This is a genomic window from Cobetia sp. UCD-24C, from assembly GCF_001306765.1.
In the GTDB taxonomy this organism is placed as follows: domain Bacteria; phylum Pseudomonadota; class Gammaproteobacteria; order Pseudomonadales; family Halomonadaceae; genus Cobetia; species Cobetia amphilecti.
Genome location: NZ_LJTD01000001.1, coordinates 361,449 through 377,299 on the forward strand (window position 1 = coordinate 361,449; position 15,851 = coordinate 377,299).

General features: G+C 64.3%; 12 protein-coding genes. All 12 read right to left on the reverse strand.

Annotation, left to right across the window (positions count from 1 at the left end; all coding sequences use genetic code 11):
• Positions 1-72: 72 nt before the first annotated feature.
• The 12 genes from ftsZ to AOG28_RS01575 all read right to left on the reverse strand — a co-directional run bounded on the left by ftsZ (position 73) and on the right by AOG28_RS01575 (position 15,830).
• Positions 73-1,239, reverse strand: a complete 1,167-nt coding sequence (gene ftsZ, locus AOG28_RS01520; RefSeq protein WP_043332494.1) for a cell division protein FtsZ — start codon at positions 1,237-1,239, stop codon at positions 73-75.
• A gap of 40 nt (positions 1,240-1,279) precedes the next feature.
• On the reverse strand, positions 1,280-2,560 hold the full coding sequence (gene ftsA / locus AOG28_RS01525; RefSeq protein ID WP_043332496.1) for a cell division protein FtsA: 1,281 nt from the start codon (positions 2,558-2,560) through the stop codon (positions 1,280-1,282).
• A gap of 289 nt (positions 2,561-2,849) precedes the next feature.
• Positions 2,850-3,578, reverse strand: coding sequence for a cell division protein FtsQ/DivIB (locus AOG28_RS01530; RefSeq protein WP_043332498.1), 729 nt, complete (start codon positions 3,576-3,578; stop codon positions 2,850-2,852).
• Positions 3,579-3,581: 3 nt separating this feature from the next.
• Positions 3,582-4,583: a D-alanine--D-alanine ligase gene (locus tag AOG28_RS01535; protein WP_082388132.1), complete on the reverse strand. Its 1,002-nt coding sequence runs from the start codon at positions 4,581-4,583 to the stop codon at positions 3,582-3,584.
• On the reverse strand, positions 4,580-5,992 hold the full coding sequence (gene murC, locus AOG28_RS01540; protein WP_054555190.1) for a UDP-N-acetylmuramate--L-alanine ligase: 1,413 nt from the start codon (positions 5,990-5,992) through the stop codon (positions 4,580-4,582). The genes AOG28_RS01535 and murC overlap by 4 nt, the downstream gene beginning before the upstream one ends.
• Before the next feature lie 22 nt (positions 5,993-6,014).
• Positions 6,015-7,088 carry an undecaprenyldiphospho-muramoylpentapeptide beta-N-acetylglucosaminyltransferase gene (gene murG, locus AOG28_RS01545; protein WP_054555191.1) on the reverse strand — a complete coding sequence of 358 codons (1,074 nt, stop codon included), beginning with the start codon at positions 7,086-7,088 and terminating at the stop codon, positions 6,015-6,017.
• Between the two features lie 77 nt (positions 7,089-7,165).
• Entirely contained in the window at positions 7,166-8,395 is a 1,230-nt protein-coding gene (gene ftsW, locus AOG28_RS01550; protein WP_054555086.1) for a putative lipid II flippase FtsW, read from the reverse strand.
• Positions 8,388-9,899 (reverse strand): UDP-N-acetylmuramoyl-L-alanine--D-glutamate ligase, encoded by a 1,512-nt coding sequence (gene murD, locus AOG28_RS01555; protein WP_054555087.1) that lies wholly within the window; start codon positions 9,897-9,899, stop codon positions 8,388-8,390. Before murD ends, ftsW begins: the two co-directional genes overlap by 8 nt.
• Positions 9,900-9,912: 13 nt before the next feature.
• Complete coding sequence (gene mraY, locus AOG28_RS01560; RefSeq protein WP_043332504.1) at positions 9,913-10,995, reverse strand: phospho-N-acetylmuramoyl-pentapeptide-transferase; 1,083 nt, start codon at positions 10,993-10,995, stop codon at positions 9,913-9,915.
• A gap of 9 nt (positions 10,996-11,004) precedes the next feature.
• Positions 11,005-12,468, reverse strand: coding sequence for a UDP-N-acetylmuramoyl-tripeptide--D-alanyl-D-alanine ligase (locus AOG28_RS01565; protein ID WP_054555088.1), 1,464 nt, complete (start codon positions 12,466-12,468; stop codon positions 11,005-11,007).
• A complete protein-coding gene (locus AOG28_RS01570; RefSeq protein WP_082388133.1) occupies positions 12,465-14,063 on the reverse strand; it encodes a UDP-N-acetylmuramoyl-L-alanyl-D-glutamate--2,6-diaminopimelate ligase in 1,599 nt (532 codons plus the stop codon). Before AOG28_RS01570 ends, AOG28_RS01565 begins: the two co-directional genes overlap by 4 nt.
• Positions 14,064-14,168: 105 nt before the next feature.
• Positions 14,169-15,830 carry a peptidoglycan D,D-transpeptidase FtsI family protein gene (locus tag AOG28_RS01575; protein ID WP_054555193.1) on the reverse strand — a complete coding sequence of 554 codons (1,662 nt, stop codon included), beginning with the start codon at positions 15,828-15,830 and terminating at the stop codon, positions 14,169-14,171.
• Positions 15,831-15,851: the final 21 nt, after the last annotated feature.

Sequence of the window (15,851 nt, forward strand, 5' to 3'; positions counted from 1 at the left end):
ATGATGAGCCGTGTCATCTCAGCCTCGTGCCGACTGGCACATGAGCGTCAATGACGTGTCAGTCAGTGCGCATCAGTCAGCCTGGCGACGCAGGAAGGCCGGGATATCGAGATAGTCATCCATATCACGCGACTTGCGCGGCTCCGACTTCTTGGCTGCCGCTTCCTGCTCTTCCTTGGCCTGACGGGTGACCGTCGGCGTCTGCAAGCTGCGGTAATCCGCCGGCTTCTCGACGGTACGCTTGGCCGGTGCCGTTTCACGCGCCGCCGGCTTCTCGACGCGACCGTCGAGACCCGCCGCCACGACAGTGACACGCAGCTCGTCGGTCATGTCCATGTCGATGGACGTCCCGACCACGATGGTGGCGTCCGGAGAAGCGAACTCCTGCACGGTGGCACCCACATCGTTGAATTCACCGATGGAGAGGTCCGGGCCCGCCGTGATGTTGACCAGGATACCGCGCGCGCCGTGCAGATCGATGTCTTCGAGCAGCGGGCTGCGAATGGCCTTCTCGGCGGCTTCACGAGCACGGTTCTCGCCAATGGCGTCACCGGTACCCATCATCGCCATGCCCATCTCGGACATGACAGTGCGCACGTCGGCGAAATCGACGTTGATGATGCCCGGGCTGGTGATCAGCTCCGCGATCCCCTGCACGGCACCCAGCAACACGTCGTTGGCGGCGCTGAAGGCGCTCAGCAGGCTGGCGCTCTTGCCCAGCACAGACAGCAGCTTCTCGTTGGGGATGGTGATCAGGGAGTCGACGTGCTCGGAGAGCTCCTTCATGCCCTGCTCCGCCGCCTTCTGACGACGCGGCCCTTCGAACGGGAACGGACGCGTGACGACGGCCACGGTCAGGATACCCAGTTCCTTGGCGACCTGCGCCACGACAGGAGCACCGCCGGTACCGGTACCACCCCCCATGCCAGCGGTGATGAAGACCATGTCAGCGCCTTGCAGCAGCTCGACGATACGCTCACGGTCTTCCATCGCCGCCTGGCGGCCCACTTCCGGGTTGGCGCCAGCGCCAAGCCCCTTGGTGATTTCACTGCCCAGCTGCAGGACAGTCTTGGCGGCCACGCGCTTGAGCGCCTGAGCATCGGTGTTGGCGCAGATGAACTCGACGCCTTCGATGTTGCTCTCGACCATGTGATTGACGGCGTTACCACCGCCGCCGCCAACACCGATCACCTTGATGACCGCGCTGCTGGAGGGTGCGTTATCTACCAGTTCGAACATATGCCCTGTCTCCTGGATCACAGTCTTTCTGTAATCCCTGTCAGAAATTTCCCTTGAACCAGCCCTTGATCCGCTCCAGCGTGGAGGTGTCGTGCTCTTGGCCGTGAACGCGTCGCGCGGCAGATTCCTCTCTGCGCACCGCGACGGTCGTCGACGATGGCGTGTGCCGCTCCTGTTTCATCCCATAATGTAGCAAACCCACACCCGTGGAATAAATCGGATTGCGGACCACATCCGCCAGTCCACGCACATTTTGCGGGCAAGCGATGCGAACCGGCATGTGGAAGATCTCTTCCGCCAGCTCAACGACACCTTCCATGCGTGACGTTCCACCCGTCAGAACCACGCCCGCAGCCACGAGATCTTCATAGCCACTGCGACGCAATTCATCGCGGACCAGGGTGAACAGTTCCTCATACCTGGGCTCGACCACTTCGGCCAACGCTTGACGGGACAGATCACGTGCCGGTCGGTCACCGACACTCGGCACCTTGATCGTCTCGTCGCTGGAGGCCAGCTGGGTCAGAGCACAGGCATACTTGACCTTGATTTCTTCTGCATATTGCGTCGGTGTGCGCAGCGCCATGGCGATGTCATTCGTGACCTGATCACCCGCGATGGGGATCACAGCCGTATGTCGAATGGCACCTTCGGTGAAGACGGCGATATCCGTGGTACCACCGCCGATATCCACCATGCACACACCCAATTCACGCTCATCCTCGGTCAGAACCGCATGACTCGAGGCGAGCTGCTCGAGAATGATGTCGTCGACTTCGAGCCCGCAGCGACGCACGCACTTCTCGATATTCTGCACGGCATTCAGTGCGGCAGTGACCAGGTGAACGCGCGCCTCAAGACGCACCCCGGACATGCCCAACGGCTCGCGAATACCTTCCTGACGGTCAATGGCATATTCCTGCGGCAGCACGTGAAGAATGCGCTGACCTTCAGAAATCGCTCGAGCGCGCGCCGAGTCGATCACGCGTTCGATATCAGACGGCGTCACTTCGCGATCCTTGATCGCCACGACACCATCGGAATTCATCGAACTGATATGACTGCCGGCGATGCCCACATATACCGAGTGGATATCGCAGCCGGCCATCAGCTCAGCCTCCTCCACTGCGCGCTGAATCGACTGTACGGTCGATTCGATGTTGATCACCACACCCTTCTTCATGCCACGTGAAGGGTGGGAGCCAATTCCCGCAATTTCGATACCGCCATCATCGGTCGGCTGACCCACGATCGCGACTACCTTGGAGGTTCCGATGTCCAGCCCGACCACCATATCCTGTGATTTGGAATGTCCTGCCATAGGTCGGGCCAGCTCCTTGATTCTGGTTCATCATGAAAATAATTGCGCGCTTTGACAGACAACATGTCTGCCGCACCACCCAAAACGGGTTTACGTTCCGTTTAACCCGTACAGAGGGATTTGACTACCCAGTATAGGAGCAGCCACTTGGGGCATACCAGCCTAAAATACCGAGGGGCGCAAATCCCCGCTAGAATAGGCGGGATTGACGACAAATGAAACTGGCGATATCGCCATTTTGCTAATACTCACACGCAAATGAAGCATGTAGTGAGTGTCGCCATTTGACTCAACTGTCCTTGCCTTCTTCGGGTGCCGTCGTCTCCCCATGCCACGCCACTGCCACTCCGTTGGGGTAACGCAGATCAATGTAGCGGATCTGCGACGCCTCATCGCCCAGACGCCGCTGCCAGGCCGCCATGAAACGCGCCAGACGTGCCTCTCGATCATTGCGACCCAGCATCACCCACACCGAATCATTGACCTGAAAGCGCCAGGCGCCGCGTGGCTCCAATCGCAACTGGGAGACATTGAGCCCCAGCCCGCCCAACTGGCTCTGCAGCGCGTCAAGCTCGGCCAGCACTTCGGATCCACTGCCCTTGGGCCCCGCCAGATTGGGCAGGTTGCCCAGCTGCGTGACCGGGCCCGCCTGGAAGGCATCACCGCGCACGTTGAGCAATTCGCCATCATTCCAGTAGGCCACCGGCTGCTGTTCAAACAGCTCGAATTCGAGTGTATCCGGCCAGCGACGCGAGATGCTGACCTCACTCAGCCAATCGATCGCCAACGCGCGACGCCGAACCTCGCCCAATGGGACGGAGAGCCAGCTCTGGCCACGAATCAGCGGCGCGATATGACGCTGAAGGTAGGCAGCACTGACATGATCGAAGTCACCCTTGATGGTGACTCGCTCAATGGGACGGTCAAGCCAGGTCCACAATGCCTGTCCGCCCGCGACCAGCAGCGCAAGACCGAGAACGAGGCCGAAGATTGCGCCGGTAGTGCTACGCGCCGCCATCGATCAATGACCACTCTGCTGAGCGACTGACGCGTCGTTTGCGTCCCGCTCGGCGAGAGTCGTGTCGAGAATACGCAGCACCAGGGTGGCGAAATCGAGCCCGACATGCGCCGCGGACTGCGGCACCAGGCTGTGATCGGTCATGCCCGGCGAGGTGTTGACTTCCAGCAGCCAGAAGGCGCCGTCCGCATCTTCCATCACATCGACACGGCCCCAACCCTCGCAGCCCAGCACGTTGAATGCCTTGAGCGAGATCTCGGCCAATTCCGCCTCGCGCGCAGCGCTCAGACCACAAGGCAGCAGATAGCGCGTGGTATTGGCGATGTATTTGGCATCGTAATCATAGAACCCACTATCGGCTTCGATGCGAATGGCCGGCAGGACTTCGCCGTCCAATACCGACACCGTGTATTCCGGCCCCTTGATGAAACGCTCGGCCATCACCACCGCATCGAAGCGGCTGGCATCCGTCCAGGCATCCTGGAGCGCCTGGGCGTCCTCGACGATATGAATGCCGAGTGTCGACCCCTCATGCACCGGCTTGACCACCACCGGGGTACCGAGCGTCTCGAGCACCGACTGCCAGTCCGTGTCCGCCGCCAGGCGACAGGAGCGTGGCGTCGGCAAGCCTTCGATATCCCAGAGCTTCTTGGTACGCAGCTTGTCCATGCCCAGTGCAGAGGCCAGTACGCCGCTGCCGGTGTAGGGGATGCCCAGCAATTCCAGCGCACCCTGCAAGGTGCCATCTTCGCCGCCGCGACCATGCATGGCGATGAAGACACGGTCGGGGCGCAATGCCTCGAGACCGGCCAGCCCGTGCGCCATGTCATAGCCCTGCACATCGACACCTGCGCCCTGCAGGGCTGCCAGCACCGCCGCACCGCTCTTGAGCGACACCTCGCGCTCGGCGCTCAGGCCACCGAACAGCACCACGACACGTCCATAGCGCGTGGCCAGTTCAGGATTCACGCCTGTCGACCCGGATGGGGAGGAAGAGACGGTCATAGCGTCACCTCGTCAAGCTTGAGGTCGGCCCCCGCCAGTGCCAGCGCAATGCCACCGACATCGCCCGCCCCCTGGGTAATCAGGATATCGCCCGGACGCAGCACGTTCTTGAGCAAGTCCGGCAGCGCACGCTTGTGCTCGACGAACAGCGGGTCCACCTGACCGCGCTGACGGATCGAGCCCGCCAGCGAGCGGCCATCGGCGCCCGGAATCATCGCTTCCCCGGCACTGTAGACATCCAGCAGCAACAGGGTGTCGACTTCGGACAGCACACGCACGAAGTCTTCATAGAGATCATGGGTGCGCGAATAACGGTGCGGCTGGTAGGCCATCACCAGACGGCGCTGCGGCCAGCCGGCGCGCACGGCGCGAATCACCATCTCCACTTCGCGCGGGTGGTGGCCATAATCGTCCACCAGCATCACGCTCTGCTCACCATCGGGTGCCGCGAATTCTCCGTGCACCTGGAAGCGACGACCGACACCGGCAAAGCTTGCCAGTGCGCGGGCGATGGCCTCATCGCTGACACCGACATCGGTGGCGATGGCGATCGCCGCCAGGGCGTTGAGCGCATTGTGCTCACCCGGCATCGCCAGGGTGATCTCGAGCGGTGCATGGCCTTCCGGACGCAGCGCCGTGAAGCTGAGCTGACCGCCACCCTGGCGGAAATCGCTGATGCGGTAATCGGCATCGTCGCTGAAACCGTAGGTCACGAACTGACGCTGAACACGCGGCAGCAGCTCACGCACGTTGGCATCATCGATACACAGCACCGCCAGACCGTAGAACGGCAGGTTGTGCAGGAATTCGATGAAGGTGTCCTTGAGGCGATTGAAGTCGCCCTCATAGGTGGCCATGTGATCGGCATCGACGTTGGTCACCACCGAGATCAACGGCTGCAGATGCAGGAAGGAGGCATCGGACTCGTCCGCCTCGGCAACCAGATACTCGCCCTCGCCCAGACGGGCATTGGTGCCCGCGCTGGTCAGCTTGCCGCCGATGACGAAGGTCGGGTCCATGCCACCTTCCGCGAGCAGGGTCGCGGTCAGGCTGGTGGTGGTGGTCTTGCCGTGGGTGCCGGCAATCGCGATGCCCTGGCGGAAGCGCATCAGCTCGGCGAGCATCTCGGCGCGACGCACGACGGGGATGCGATGCTCCCGCGCCCAGGCCACTTCCGGGTTGGTGGTGTCCACTGCCGTCGAGACCACGACCACATCCGCGCCTTCGGCATTGATGGCCGCATGACCGATGGCGACACGCACGCCGCACTCACGCAGATGCGCCGTGACGGCGGATTCCTTGAGGTCACTGCCGCTGACCTCATAGCCCATGTTGCCCAGTACTTCGGCGATACCACACATGCCCACACCGCCGATACCGACGAAGTGGATACGACGGATGCGGCGCATACCTGCACCGCGATCAGAATTGCTAGCGTTCAAGGCGAGTCTCCATGCAGCCTGCCAGCATGGTCGCTACCGCATCGAGTTCCGCACTATTGCGGGCGCGAGCGGCCATGCCAGTGAGTATCTTGGGGTCGAGCAATTCTGCCAGCGTCTCGGCGAGGCGCTCGGCAGTCAACGTATTCTGGGGAATCAGGCGCGCGGCATCCGCCTTGACCAATACTGCGGCATTGACGGTTTGATGATCATCCACGGCGTGGGGGAACGGCACCAGTACCGCAGGCCGACCTGCCGCAGCCAGCTCGGCCACGGTCAGGGCGCCAGCGCGACAGACCACGAGGTCTGCCCAGGCGTAGGCCTCGGCCATGTCACCGATGAACTCGCTGACCTCAGCCGTGACGCCGGCTGCCTGATAGGCGGCAAGGGTCGCCTCCTGCTTGTCACGTCCGGCCTGATGGCGCACCACGGGGCGCGAGGCTTCCGGCAGCAAGGCCAGCGCCGGCGCGAGCGTCTCGTTGAGCGCCTGAGCCCCCAGCGAGCCGCCCATCACCAGCAGATGCAACGCACGCTCGCCTGCCGCCTCGACAGTAGACTCGGACGTATGACCTGCGGCACCGACATTCGCGATCTCATCGCGCACCGGATTGCCCACCACCTGAGCCCCGAGGGCCGGCGGGAAGGCGCCCGGGAAGGCGGCGTAGACACGCGTCGCCACCCGCGCCAGCACCTTGTTGGTCAGGCCCGCGATGGCGTTCTGCTCATGAATGATCAGCGGAATGCCTTCAAGGCGCGCCGCGAGCCCGCCCGGACCACTGGCGAAGCCACCGAGGCCCACCACCAGCACTGGCTTGAGCTCACGAATCACGCGCCGCGCCTGCAGAACGGCACGCGCGAGACGAAACGGGATCGCCGCATAGCCCGCCAGCCCCTTGCCGCGCAGGCCCGCGACCTCGACCCGATGCAGCGGATAGCCGGCGTCGGGCACCAGACGGTTCTCGATGCCACGCGGGCTGCCCAGCCAATGGATCTCGTGACCGGCCGCCGCGAGGGCACGCGCCAGCGACAGCGCCGGGATCACATGCCCTCCCGTGCCGCCGGCCATCATCAGCACGACGCCTTTGGAGACAGTGTCTACCGAGTCAACCGCCCTCTCGGGAGCGATGGTAGAAGAAGATGACGTCATGCCTGTGCTCCTTGCGGTGTCTCGGTCGGCTTCTTGGCCTTGCGCCGGGGCGCGGCGGCATTTCCTGTCGGGGTGCGGGTCAGCTTGCGGGTCTCGGCATCGATACGCAGCAGTATCGCGATCTGCACGCAACTGACGATCAGGCTGGAGCCGCCATAACTCATCAAGGGCAGGGTCAGCCCCTTGGTGGGCAGCAGTCCGCTGGCCACACCGATGTTGATGAAGGCCTGCGCCCCCAGCACGAGGGCGATACCGTAGCCGAGGTAGGCGCTGAACGGCAAGCCGGCGAGTTCAGCGCGGCGACCGATCTTGAAGGCGCGGTAGATCAGCAGTCCGAACAGCGCCACCACGGCCGTCGCCCCGATCAAGCCCAGTTCCTCGGCCAGCACGGCAAACACGAAATCGGTATGCGCTTCCGGCAGATAGAACAGCTTCTGCACGCTGTTGCCCAGCCCCATGCCGCTCAGGTGGCCACGACCGAAGGCGATCAACGCTTGGGTCAGCTGATAGCCACTGTCATACATGTTGGCCCACGGGTCGGTATAGGTGGTCAGACGCTCCCAGCGATAGGGTTCGGCGATCGCCAAGAGCCAACCACCGCCGCCCGCCAGGCCCAGCAAGACGATGAAGCCCCACCAGGCGACGCCCGCCATCAGCAGCATGCCCATCACGGCACCGCCCATGACCACGATGGAACCAAAGTCAGGCTCCAGCGCCAGCAGCACGATCATCAGCAACAAGGGAACGCAGGGCAGAATGAGGCCGTTGACGACGCTGGCGCGCACCTTGTCGAGGCGGCGGTCCAGATAGCCGGCCAGCCAGATCATCAGGCACAGCTTGGCGATCTCGGAGGCCTGCACCCCGCCGACCAATGGCAGCGGTATCCAGCGCTTGGCGCCGTTGATCTCGCGCCCGACCACCAACACGACCACCAGCAGCACGAAGCCCAGCATCAGCATCGCGAAGCTGCGCTGCTGCCAGGCGGACATCGGCACGCGCAGCGTACAGATCGCGGCCACCAGGCCGATCACGATGAAGATGCCGTGGCGCATGCTGTAGTAGAAGGCATTGCCATCGAAGCGCTCGCTCGAGATCTCGCTGGAGGCAGAGGTCACCATCACCCAGCCGATACACAGGATCGCCAGCGCGCAGAACAGCAGCCAGCCGTCGACGGGCTGACGCTCTGCTGTCAGGGTGTCATGGACTCGCCGAGCCTTGTTACGCATCGCAGGCTTCCTTGTCGCTGCCGCCAGGGCCAGAATTGCAGTCAGCACCGGACATGATGTGCTGCGTGATCCAGTCACGGAACGCGTCGCCGCGTGCCATATAATTGGGGAACTGATCGAGACTGGCGCAGGCCGGTGACAGCAGCACGCAGTCCCCCGCCTGAGCGATCTGTCGAGCATGACGCATGGCCTCCAACAGCGTCATGACTGGCGTCACGGTAACGCCATCGGCCAGGGCTTGCGTCAATAGCGGCGCATCCTGTCCGAACACCACCGCCTCACGGGCGTAACGGGCCAATGGCGCCGCCAGCGGCGTGAAGTCCGCGCCCTTGCCCTGACCGCCGGCCAGCAATATCAGCTTGCCCTCGAGCGTCGGGCCGAGACCGGCGATCGCCGCCAGCGTCGCCCCGACATTGGTGCCCTTGGAATCATTGATCCAGCGCACGCCTGCCACCTCGGCGATCAGCTCGCCGCGATGCGGCAAGCCCGCAAAGCTTTCAAGCTCGGCGACCATCGCCGTCTCGTCGAGGCCGATCGCCGTGCCCATCGCGAGTGCCGCAAGCGCATTGGCCTGGTTGTGGCGGCCTGCAAGACGCACCTCCGCAGCAGGCATCACGCCGCGCAGCTGGCCAGATTCGACATGACACAGCGACAGCGTGCCGCCCTCCTCCGCCAGGCGCCATTGCGCCTGCCTGGCAGCCTCATCGGTCGACTCATCAGCTGACTCACCGAGCTGCACGCTGAAGCTGACTCGCGCCACCGCATCATTCTCGGCCGGCCAGCTCCAGGCGTCATCGGCATTGATGACCGCAAGGCCTGCGCCGCGGAAGATGCCGCGCTTGGCGGCCTGATAGCCGCGCATGCCATCGTGGCGATCCAGGTGATCTTCGGAGAGATTCAGGAAGCAGGCGACATCGGCCTTGAGCTCAGGCGTGGTCTCGAGCTGGAAGGAAGACAGCTCCAGCACGTAGAGCTCGGCATCAGGCTGCGCACGCAACAATGTCAGCGCGGCGGTGCCCAGATTGCCGCCGACCGCCACATCGCGGCCGGCACGCGCGGCCATCTGCGCGATCAGCGTGGTCACTGTGGACTTGGCGTTCGAGCCGGTGATCGCGACCAGCGTGGGCCGCTTGCCCTGCGCGTCGCGGGCCTGACGCTCATCCAGCGCGCGCACGAAGAGTGCGATCTCGCCGACCAGTCGCTCGCGAACCCCATCGAATACCGCCTGACGCGGGTCAATGCCCGGGCTGAGCACCACCTCGCCGAAGCGTGACAGGTCCAACGCTTCCAGCGGGCCGAGATGTACCTCGGCCTGCGGCGCATGCTCGCGCAGGCTCTCGAGGCCCGGCGGTGCACTACGGGTATCGGCGACGGCAAAGTCGATACCACGATCACTCAGATGGCGAGCGATCGCCTGTCCGGAGACACCAAGACCGACCACCAGGGTCGGTCCTTTGGCAGGCACCGGCGAGGCCGGTGCTTGAGAGGTGACAGAGAGGGTCATCGCGAATGCGTCCTCAGCGAACCTTGAGTGTGGCCAGGCCAAGCAGCACCAGCACGACGGTGATGATCCAGAAGCGCACGATGACGCGCGGCTCCGGCCAGCCTTTCAGCTCGAAGTGGTGATGCAGCGGCGCCATGCGGAAGATGCGTCGCCCGGTCAGCTTGTAGGAGCCGACCTGCAGGATCACCGAGACAGTTTCCATCACGAAGACGCCGCCCATGATGAACAGCACGATTTCCTGACGCACGATGACCGCCACGACCCCCAGTGCCGCACCGAGTGCCAGCGCGCCCACATCGCCCATGAAGACCTGGGCGGGATAGGTGTTGAACCACAGGAAACCGAGGCCGGCACCCGCGATGGTGGCGCAGAACACCGCCAGCTCGCCGGAACCGGCGATGAAGGGAATGTGCAGATACTCGGCGAACTTCAGGTTGCCCGAGGCGTAGGCGAAGATGGCCAGGCCCATGGCGACCAGCACGGTCGGCATGATCGCCAGACCATCGAGGCCATCGGTCAGGTTGACCGCATTGGAGCTGCCGACGATCACGAAGTAGGTCAGCACCATGTAGAACACGCCCAGCGGGATGACGACGTCCTTGAAGAACGGCACCAGCAGGCCCGTCTCGGCCGGCGTGCTCGCCGTCAGGTACAGCACCACAGCGGCGCCGATGCCCACCACCGATTGCCAGAAGTACTTCCAGCGCGCCGGCAGGCCACGCGGATTCTTCTCCACCACCTTGCGGTAGTCATCGACCCAGCCGACGGCGCCGAAGCCCAGCGTGACGGCCAGCACCACCCAGACATACAGGTTGGTCAGATCGCCCCACAGCAAGGTGGAGACGGCCATCGACAGCAGGATCATCACGCCGCCCATGGTCGGAGTGCCGGCCTTGGAAAGGTGAGACTTGGGGCCATCGTCGCGCACGGCCTGGCCGATCTGGCCATCGACGAGCTTGCGTATGACCCAGGGACCCAGCCACAGACACAGCAACAGTGCCGTCAACGTGGCCAATACCACGCGCAGGGTCAGATAATTGAAAACCGTAAAGGCGCCATTGAATTGGGCCAGAAACTCAGCAAGCAGCAGCAGCATGACTCACATTCACCTTGATGCGTCGACCTTGAGCGCGGCAACGACATTCTCCATGCCAGCGCTGCGAGACCCCTTGACCAGAACACTGGCCCCGGTGGGTAGATGGTTACGGGCGTAAGCTTCCAGCTCTGCCCGCTCGATAAAGTGCTTGCCACCGGCCCCGAAGGCCTCGGCAGTCGCCTGAGCGCCCTCGCCGCAGGTGGCAATGAAATCTATGCCCAGCTTGCGGGCGTGATCGCCCACCTCGGCATGCAGACGCTCGGCGTCGGCTCCGAGTTCGCCCATGGCGCCCATCAGGCACCAGCGCGGCGCAGGCAGTGTCGCCAGCAGATCCAGCGCCGCCAGCATGGCACCGGGGTTGGCGTTGTAGCTGTCATCCAGCAGACGCGAGCCATTGATGCCCGCCACGACCCCCAGCCTGCCGGGCACGCTCTCGGCGCTCTCGAGCCCGGCGATCACCAGATCACTGTCGATGCCCAGTGCCAGGCACGCCGCGGCCGCCGCCAGCGCATTGGCCACGTTGTGACGCCCCAGCAACGCCAGCTGGACACGACCGAGCGAGCGGCCATCAAACGTCAGTTCGAAAGCATAACGCCCGAGTTCATCCGCGCCTAGCTCGCGTGCTTGCAGGCGTGCCGGGCGATCACCGCTATCCACGCTGCCATCCACAACGCCATCCGCAACGCTGAAGTCGATGACATCGACCGCCTGACCGGTTGCGGCCAGCGCCTGCCATAGCGAGAAGTAGGCGTCATCACGGTTGAGCACCGCGACCGGACGTCGCCCTCCCAACGGGCTCAAGCCCGCCAGAATCTCGCCCTTGGCCTGGGCGATCTGCCCCATGCCGCCGAATTCGCCGACATGGGCGCCGGTGACATTGGTGATCACCGCCACTTGCGGGCGCGCCAGGGCCGTCGTCCAGGCGATCTCGCCGAGATGATTGGCGCCCAGCTCGACCACGCCGTGCTGGTGGGCGTTGCTCAAGCGCAGCAACGTCATCGGCAGGCCGAAATCGTTGTTGAGATTGCCATGATTGGCGAGGCTTTCGGCCTCGAAACGCGCGGCATCCCGCACAAGGATGGCATGCACCAGGCCCTTGACGCTGGTCTTGCCGCTGTTGCCGGTCACCGCGATCAGCGGCTTCCCCCAGGCACGGCGACGCGCTGACGCCAGCAGCCCGAAGGCCAGGCGGGTATCCGCGACGACGATCTGCGGCAGCGGATCATCCACTGCCCGCTCGACCAGCGCCGCGACGGCGCCATTGGCACGAGCCTGGGCGAGGAAGTCATGGGCATCGAAGCGCTCACCCTTCAGCGCCACGAACAGCGGTGCGACCTGCTCGCCAAGCTTGCGGGTGTCCGTCTCGATGGTGCCCAGCGCTTGATCGCGCAATGCCTGCGGCAACTGCGCCCCGAGCACCGCGGCCACTTCCTCGAAGGTACTCAGACCGACGAGCTGTTCAGGCGCACTCATGCGTCACGCTCCTGACCTTCCAGCATCGAGAGCTCACGACGCTCCAGCGCCGCGACCGCATGGGCCACATCGGAAAACGGCAGTCGCTGACCGTCGATTTCCTGATAGTCCTCGTGCCCCTTGCCGGCGATCAGGATGACATCATGCTCGCCGGCATCGCGGATGACCTGGGCAATGGCTTCGCCCCGCTCGGCGATATCCAGCACGCGCTCGCGGGCATGGATGCCGGTCATCATCTGCTGACGGATGGCGGCGGCATCCTCGCTACGCGGATTGTCATCGGTGATCACGACACGGTCGGCGCCCTGTTCGGCGGCCGTGGCCATCAGCGGACGCTTGCCGCTGTCGCGATCGCCACCACAGCCGAGCACACACCACAGGCGCGCATCATCCCGCGCCGGCAGATGGGCACGCAGCGCGGTCAGCGCCGTCTCGACGGCCTCCGGCGTGTGGGCGTAGTCGACCACCACCACCGGTGCGCCATCACGGCTCAGACGCTGCATGCGACCCGGTACCGGCGTCAGACGCGGCGCGGCGGCAAACAGCCCCTCGAACGAATAGTCGAGGCCATGCAAGATCAGCATTGCCAGCAAGGCGTTGTCGAGATTGAAGCGCCCCATCAGATTGAGGCCCAGCTCACGCTCGCCATCCGGTGTCGCGATCACGGCAACCTGGCCCAGCGGCTCGGGGAAGACATCCAGCACGCGCAGGGTCGCGACATCATCACGCCCCATCGCCAGCACGCGCACGCCGCGCTGCATGCCGGCCAGCATCAGACGCGCCAGCGCATCGTCGGCATTGAGCACCGCAAGCTTGAGTTCGGGGCGTTTGAACAGCTTCGCCTTGGCCGCCGCATAGGCCGCCATGCTGCCGTGATAGTCGAGGTGGTCTCGCGAAAGGTTGGTATAGCCCGCGACGGTGAAGCGACAGCCATTGACGCGCCCCTGATCCAGCGCATGCGAAGAGACTTCCATCGCGATCAGCTCGGCACCGGCCAGGCTCAGGCCCTTGAGCGCCGCCTGCACGGCCAGGGCGTCGGGCGTGGTGCGCTCGCCCGCGACCAGCGCGCCGGGACGCCCGATGCCGAGCGTGCCGATCATGCCGGCGGGCGTGCCCATCGCTTCGGCCAGCTCGGCGATGTAATGGGTGACGGAAGACTTGCCATTGGTGCCCGTGACCCCGACCAGCGTCAGCGACTCGGGCACACTGAAGGCCTGGCGGCCCAGCTCACCGAGCTGCTCGCCCAGGTTCTCGAGCCAGACGACTCTGGCATCGTCTGAATGCAGTGCGAGACGTGCATCCCCGCCGGCGGGTCTTTCGGCCAGCACCAGCTCGGCACCGCCCTCAAGCGCCGCGGCGATATAGTCGCGGCCATCGCTGGCGATGCCGGGGATGGCGATGAAGAGGGAGCCCTGCGCGGCACTGCGACTGTCGATCGTCAGGTGCCAGTCATCGCGCGCGGCAAGCCGTGCACGGCAATCGTCATTGAGGGCGCCTGGCCACAGCGCCAGCAATGCTGCCAGCATGTCTGTCGCCGTGGCCAACGGGCGCGCCAGAAACTCGCCCAGGCGCCTGGAATCGTGCGGTGAAGTCATGTCGGAAGACCTTCCTTGTTCCCGATGTCCCGGAACGTATTCACTACATGAGAAAAAAGACGCAGTCGCCCGCCCGAGGCCGGCGACCGTGCCACATGAAAAGCGTTACTCACCGACCTTGCTGTCCGGCGGCACATCCAGCAGGCGCAATGCCTTGCCCACCACGCGCCCGAACACGGGCGCCGCCACCAAGCCGCCGTAATATTCTTCCCCTTTGGGGTTCTCGATCATCACCACGGTCACGATACGCGGATCAGACACCGGTGCCACACCCGCGAACAACGAACGATACGCGGTCTTCTGATAGCCACCGGCCGTCACCTTGCGCACGGTGCCGGTCTTGCCGGCGATGCGATAGCCTTCAACCACCGCCCGCTTGGCAGGCCCGTTGGGCTGCACGATCTTCTCCATCATGCCGAGCAAGGCGTGCGCGTTGTCCGATGAGATCACCTGATCACCGACCGGCGGCGTCTTGACCTTGAGCAGCGACGGCGGCACACGACGGCCGTCGTTGGCGAGCGCGGTGTAGGCGCTGGCCAGCTGCAGCGCCGAGACGCTGATACCGTAACCGTAGGAGATGGAGGCCCGCTTGCTGCGCGACCAGTTGGTCGGCGGCGGCAGCACGCCGGTCGTCTCGCCCGGGAAGCCGGTGCCCGGCGCCTGGCCGAGGCCCAGCTCATAGTAGCGATTCCACACCGCATCATCCTCGAGACTCAGCGCCATGCGGCTCATGCCGATATTCGAGGAATGATAGAGAATGCCCGCCATGTCGAGCTTGCCGTAGTTGCGGAAGTCACGAATGGTGAACTGGTCGACCCGCATGTAACCCGGCGTGGTATCAATCACCGAATCCGGCTGATACTTGCTGGAGGCAAGGCCGGCGCTCATCGACAGCGGCTTCATCACCGAGCCTGGCTCGAAGGCATCGGTGATCGCGCGGTTACGCAGCCCGGCGGGATCAAGCCCGGCGCGGTTGTTCGGGTTATAGGACTTCTGATTGACCATCGCCAGCACTTCGCCGGTGCGCGCATCCATCATCACCAGGGTGCCGCCATCGGCGCGGTGCTCCGCCACTGCCGCCTTGAGCTCGCGGTAGGCCATGTATTGCAGACGCAGGTCGATGGAGAGTGTCAGGTCGCCACCGGGCTTGGCTTCGCTGATCAGATGCAGGTCGCGCACCAGGCGCCCCTTGCGGTCCTTGAGCACACGTCGCTTGCCCGGCGTCCCGGAAAGGTAGGAATTGTAGGCAAGCTCGAGCCCCTCCTGGCCCTTGTCATCGACGTTGGTCACGCCGATCAACTGGGCGGAGACTTCTCCGGAGGGGTAATAGCGCTTGTATTCCTGCTTGTGGCTGACGCCCGGAATATCGAGGTCGATGGCAGGCTGGGCCTGCGGCGGGGTCATCTGGCGCTTGATGTACATGAAGCCCTTGCCGGCATCACGATAGCGGCGGACGCGTGCGATCAGGTCATCCGGCTTCTGCCCCAGCGCGCGCGCCAGCAATGACAGCCGCACGGGGTCGTCAGGCACCTTGCGCGGGTCGGCCCACAGGGTGATGACCGGCGTGGAGATCGCCAGCGGCTCACCGGTGCGATCGGTGATCATGCCACGGTGAGCATTGATGCTGTCGACACGCAGGGTGCGTGCGTCGCCCTGATCCTGCAGGAACTGCTGATCGAAGAGCTGGAGATAGCCGATGCGGCCGACAAGAGCGACAAGCCCGGCCAGCACGATGAAGAGCATGATGCGATAGCGGGCTGGCCCCATGGCCGCGCGCGCGCTCTTGCG

What these genes read in the sequence shown, in the direction of transcription:
- murC (WP_054555190.1), bottom strand. Translation starts at nt 5,992, where the DNA reads ATGCGCCGCATCCGTCGTATCCACTTCGTCGGTATCGGCGGTGTGGGC.
- ftsZ (WP_043332494.1), bottom strand. Translation starts at nt 1,239, where the DNA reads ATGTTCGAACTGGTAGATAACGCACCCTCCAGCAGCGCGGTCATCAAG.
- AOG28_RS01565 (WP_054555088.1), bottom strand. Translation starts at nt 12,468, where the DNA reads ATGAGTGCGCCTGAACAGCTCGTCGGTCTGAGTACCTTCGAGGAAGTG.
- murD (WP_054555087.1), bottom strand. Translation starts at nt 9,899, where the DNA reads ATGACCCTCTCTGTCACCTCTCAAGCACCGGCCTCGCCGGTGCCTGCC.
- AOG28_RS01530 (WP_043332498.1), bottom strand. Translation starts at nt 3,578, where the DNA reads ATGGCGGCGCGTAGCACTACCGGCGCAATCTTCGGCCTCGTTCTCGGT.
- murG (WP_054555191.1), bottom strand. Translation starts at nt 7,088, where the DNA reads ATGGCCGGCGGCACGGGAGGGCATGTGATCCCGGCGCTGTCGCTGGCG.
- AOG28_RS01570 (WP_082388133.1), bottom strand. Translation starts at nt 14,063, where the DNA reads ATGACTTCACCGCACGATTCCAGGCGCCTGGGCGAGTTTCTGGCGCGC.
- ftsW (WP_054555086.1), bottom strand. Translation starts at nt 8,395, where the DNA reads ATGCGTAACAAGGCTCGGCGAGTCCATGACACCCTGACAGCAGAGCGT.
- ftsA (WP_043332496.1), bottom strand. Translation starts at nt 2,560, where the DNA reads ATGGCAGGACATTCCAAATCACAGGATATGGTGGTCGGGCTGGACATC.
- AOG28_RS01575 (WP_054555193.1), bottom strand. Translation starts at nt 15,830, where the DNA reads ATGGGGCCAGCCCGCTATCGCATCATGCTCTTCATCGTGCTGGCCGGG.
- mraY (WP_043332504.1), bottom strand. Translation starts at nt 10,995, where the DNA reads ATGCTGCTGCTGCTTGCTGAGTTTCTGGCCCAATTCAATGGCGCCTTT.
- AOG28_RS01535 (WP_082388132.1), bottom strand. Translation starts at nt 4,583, where the DNA reads ATGACCGTCTCTTCCTCCCCATCCGGGTCGACAGGCGTGAATCCTGAA.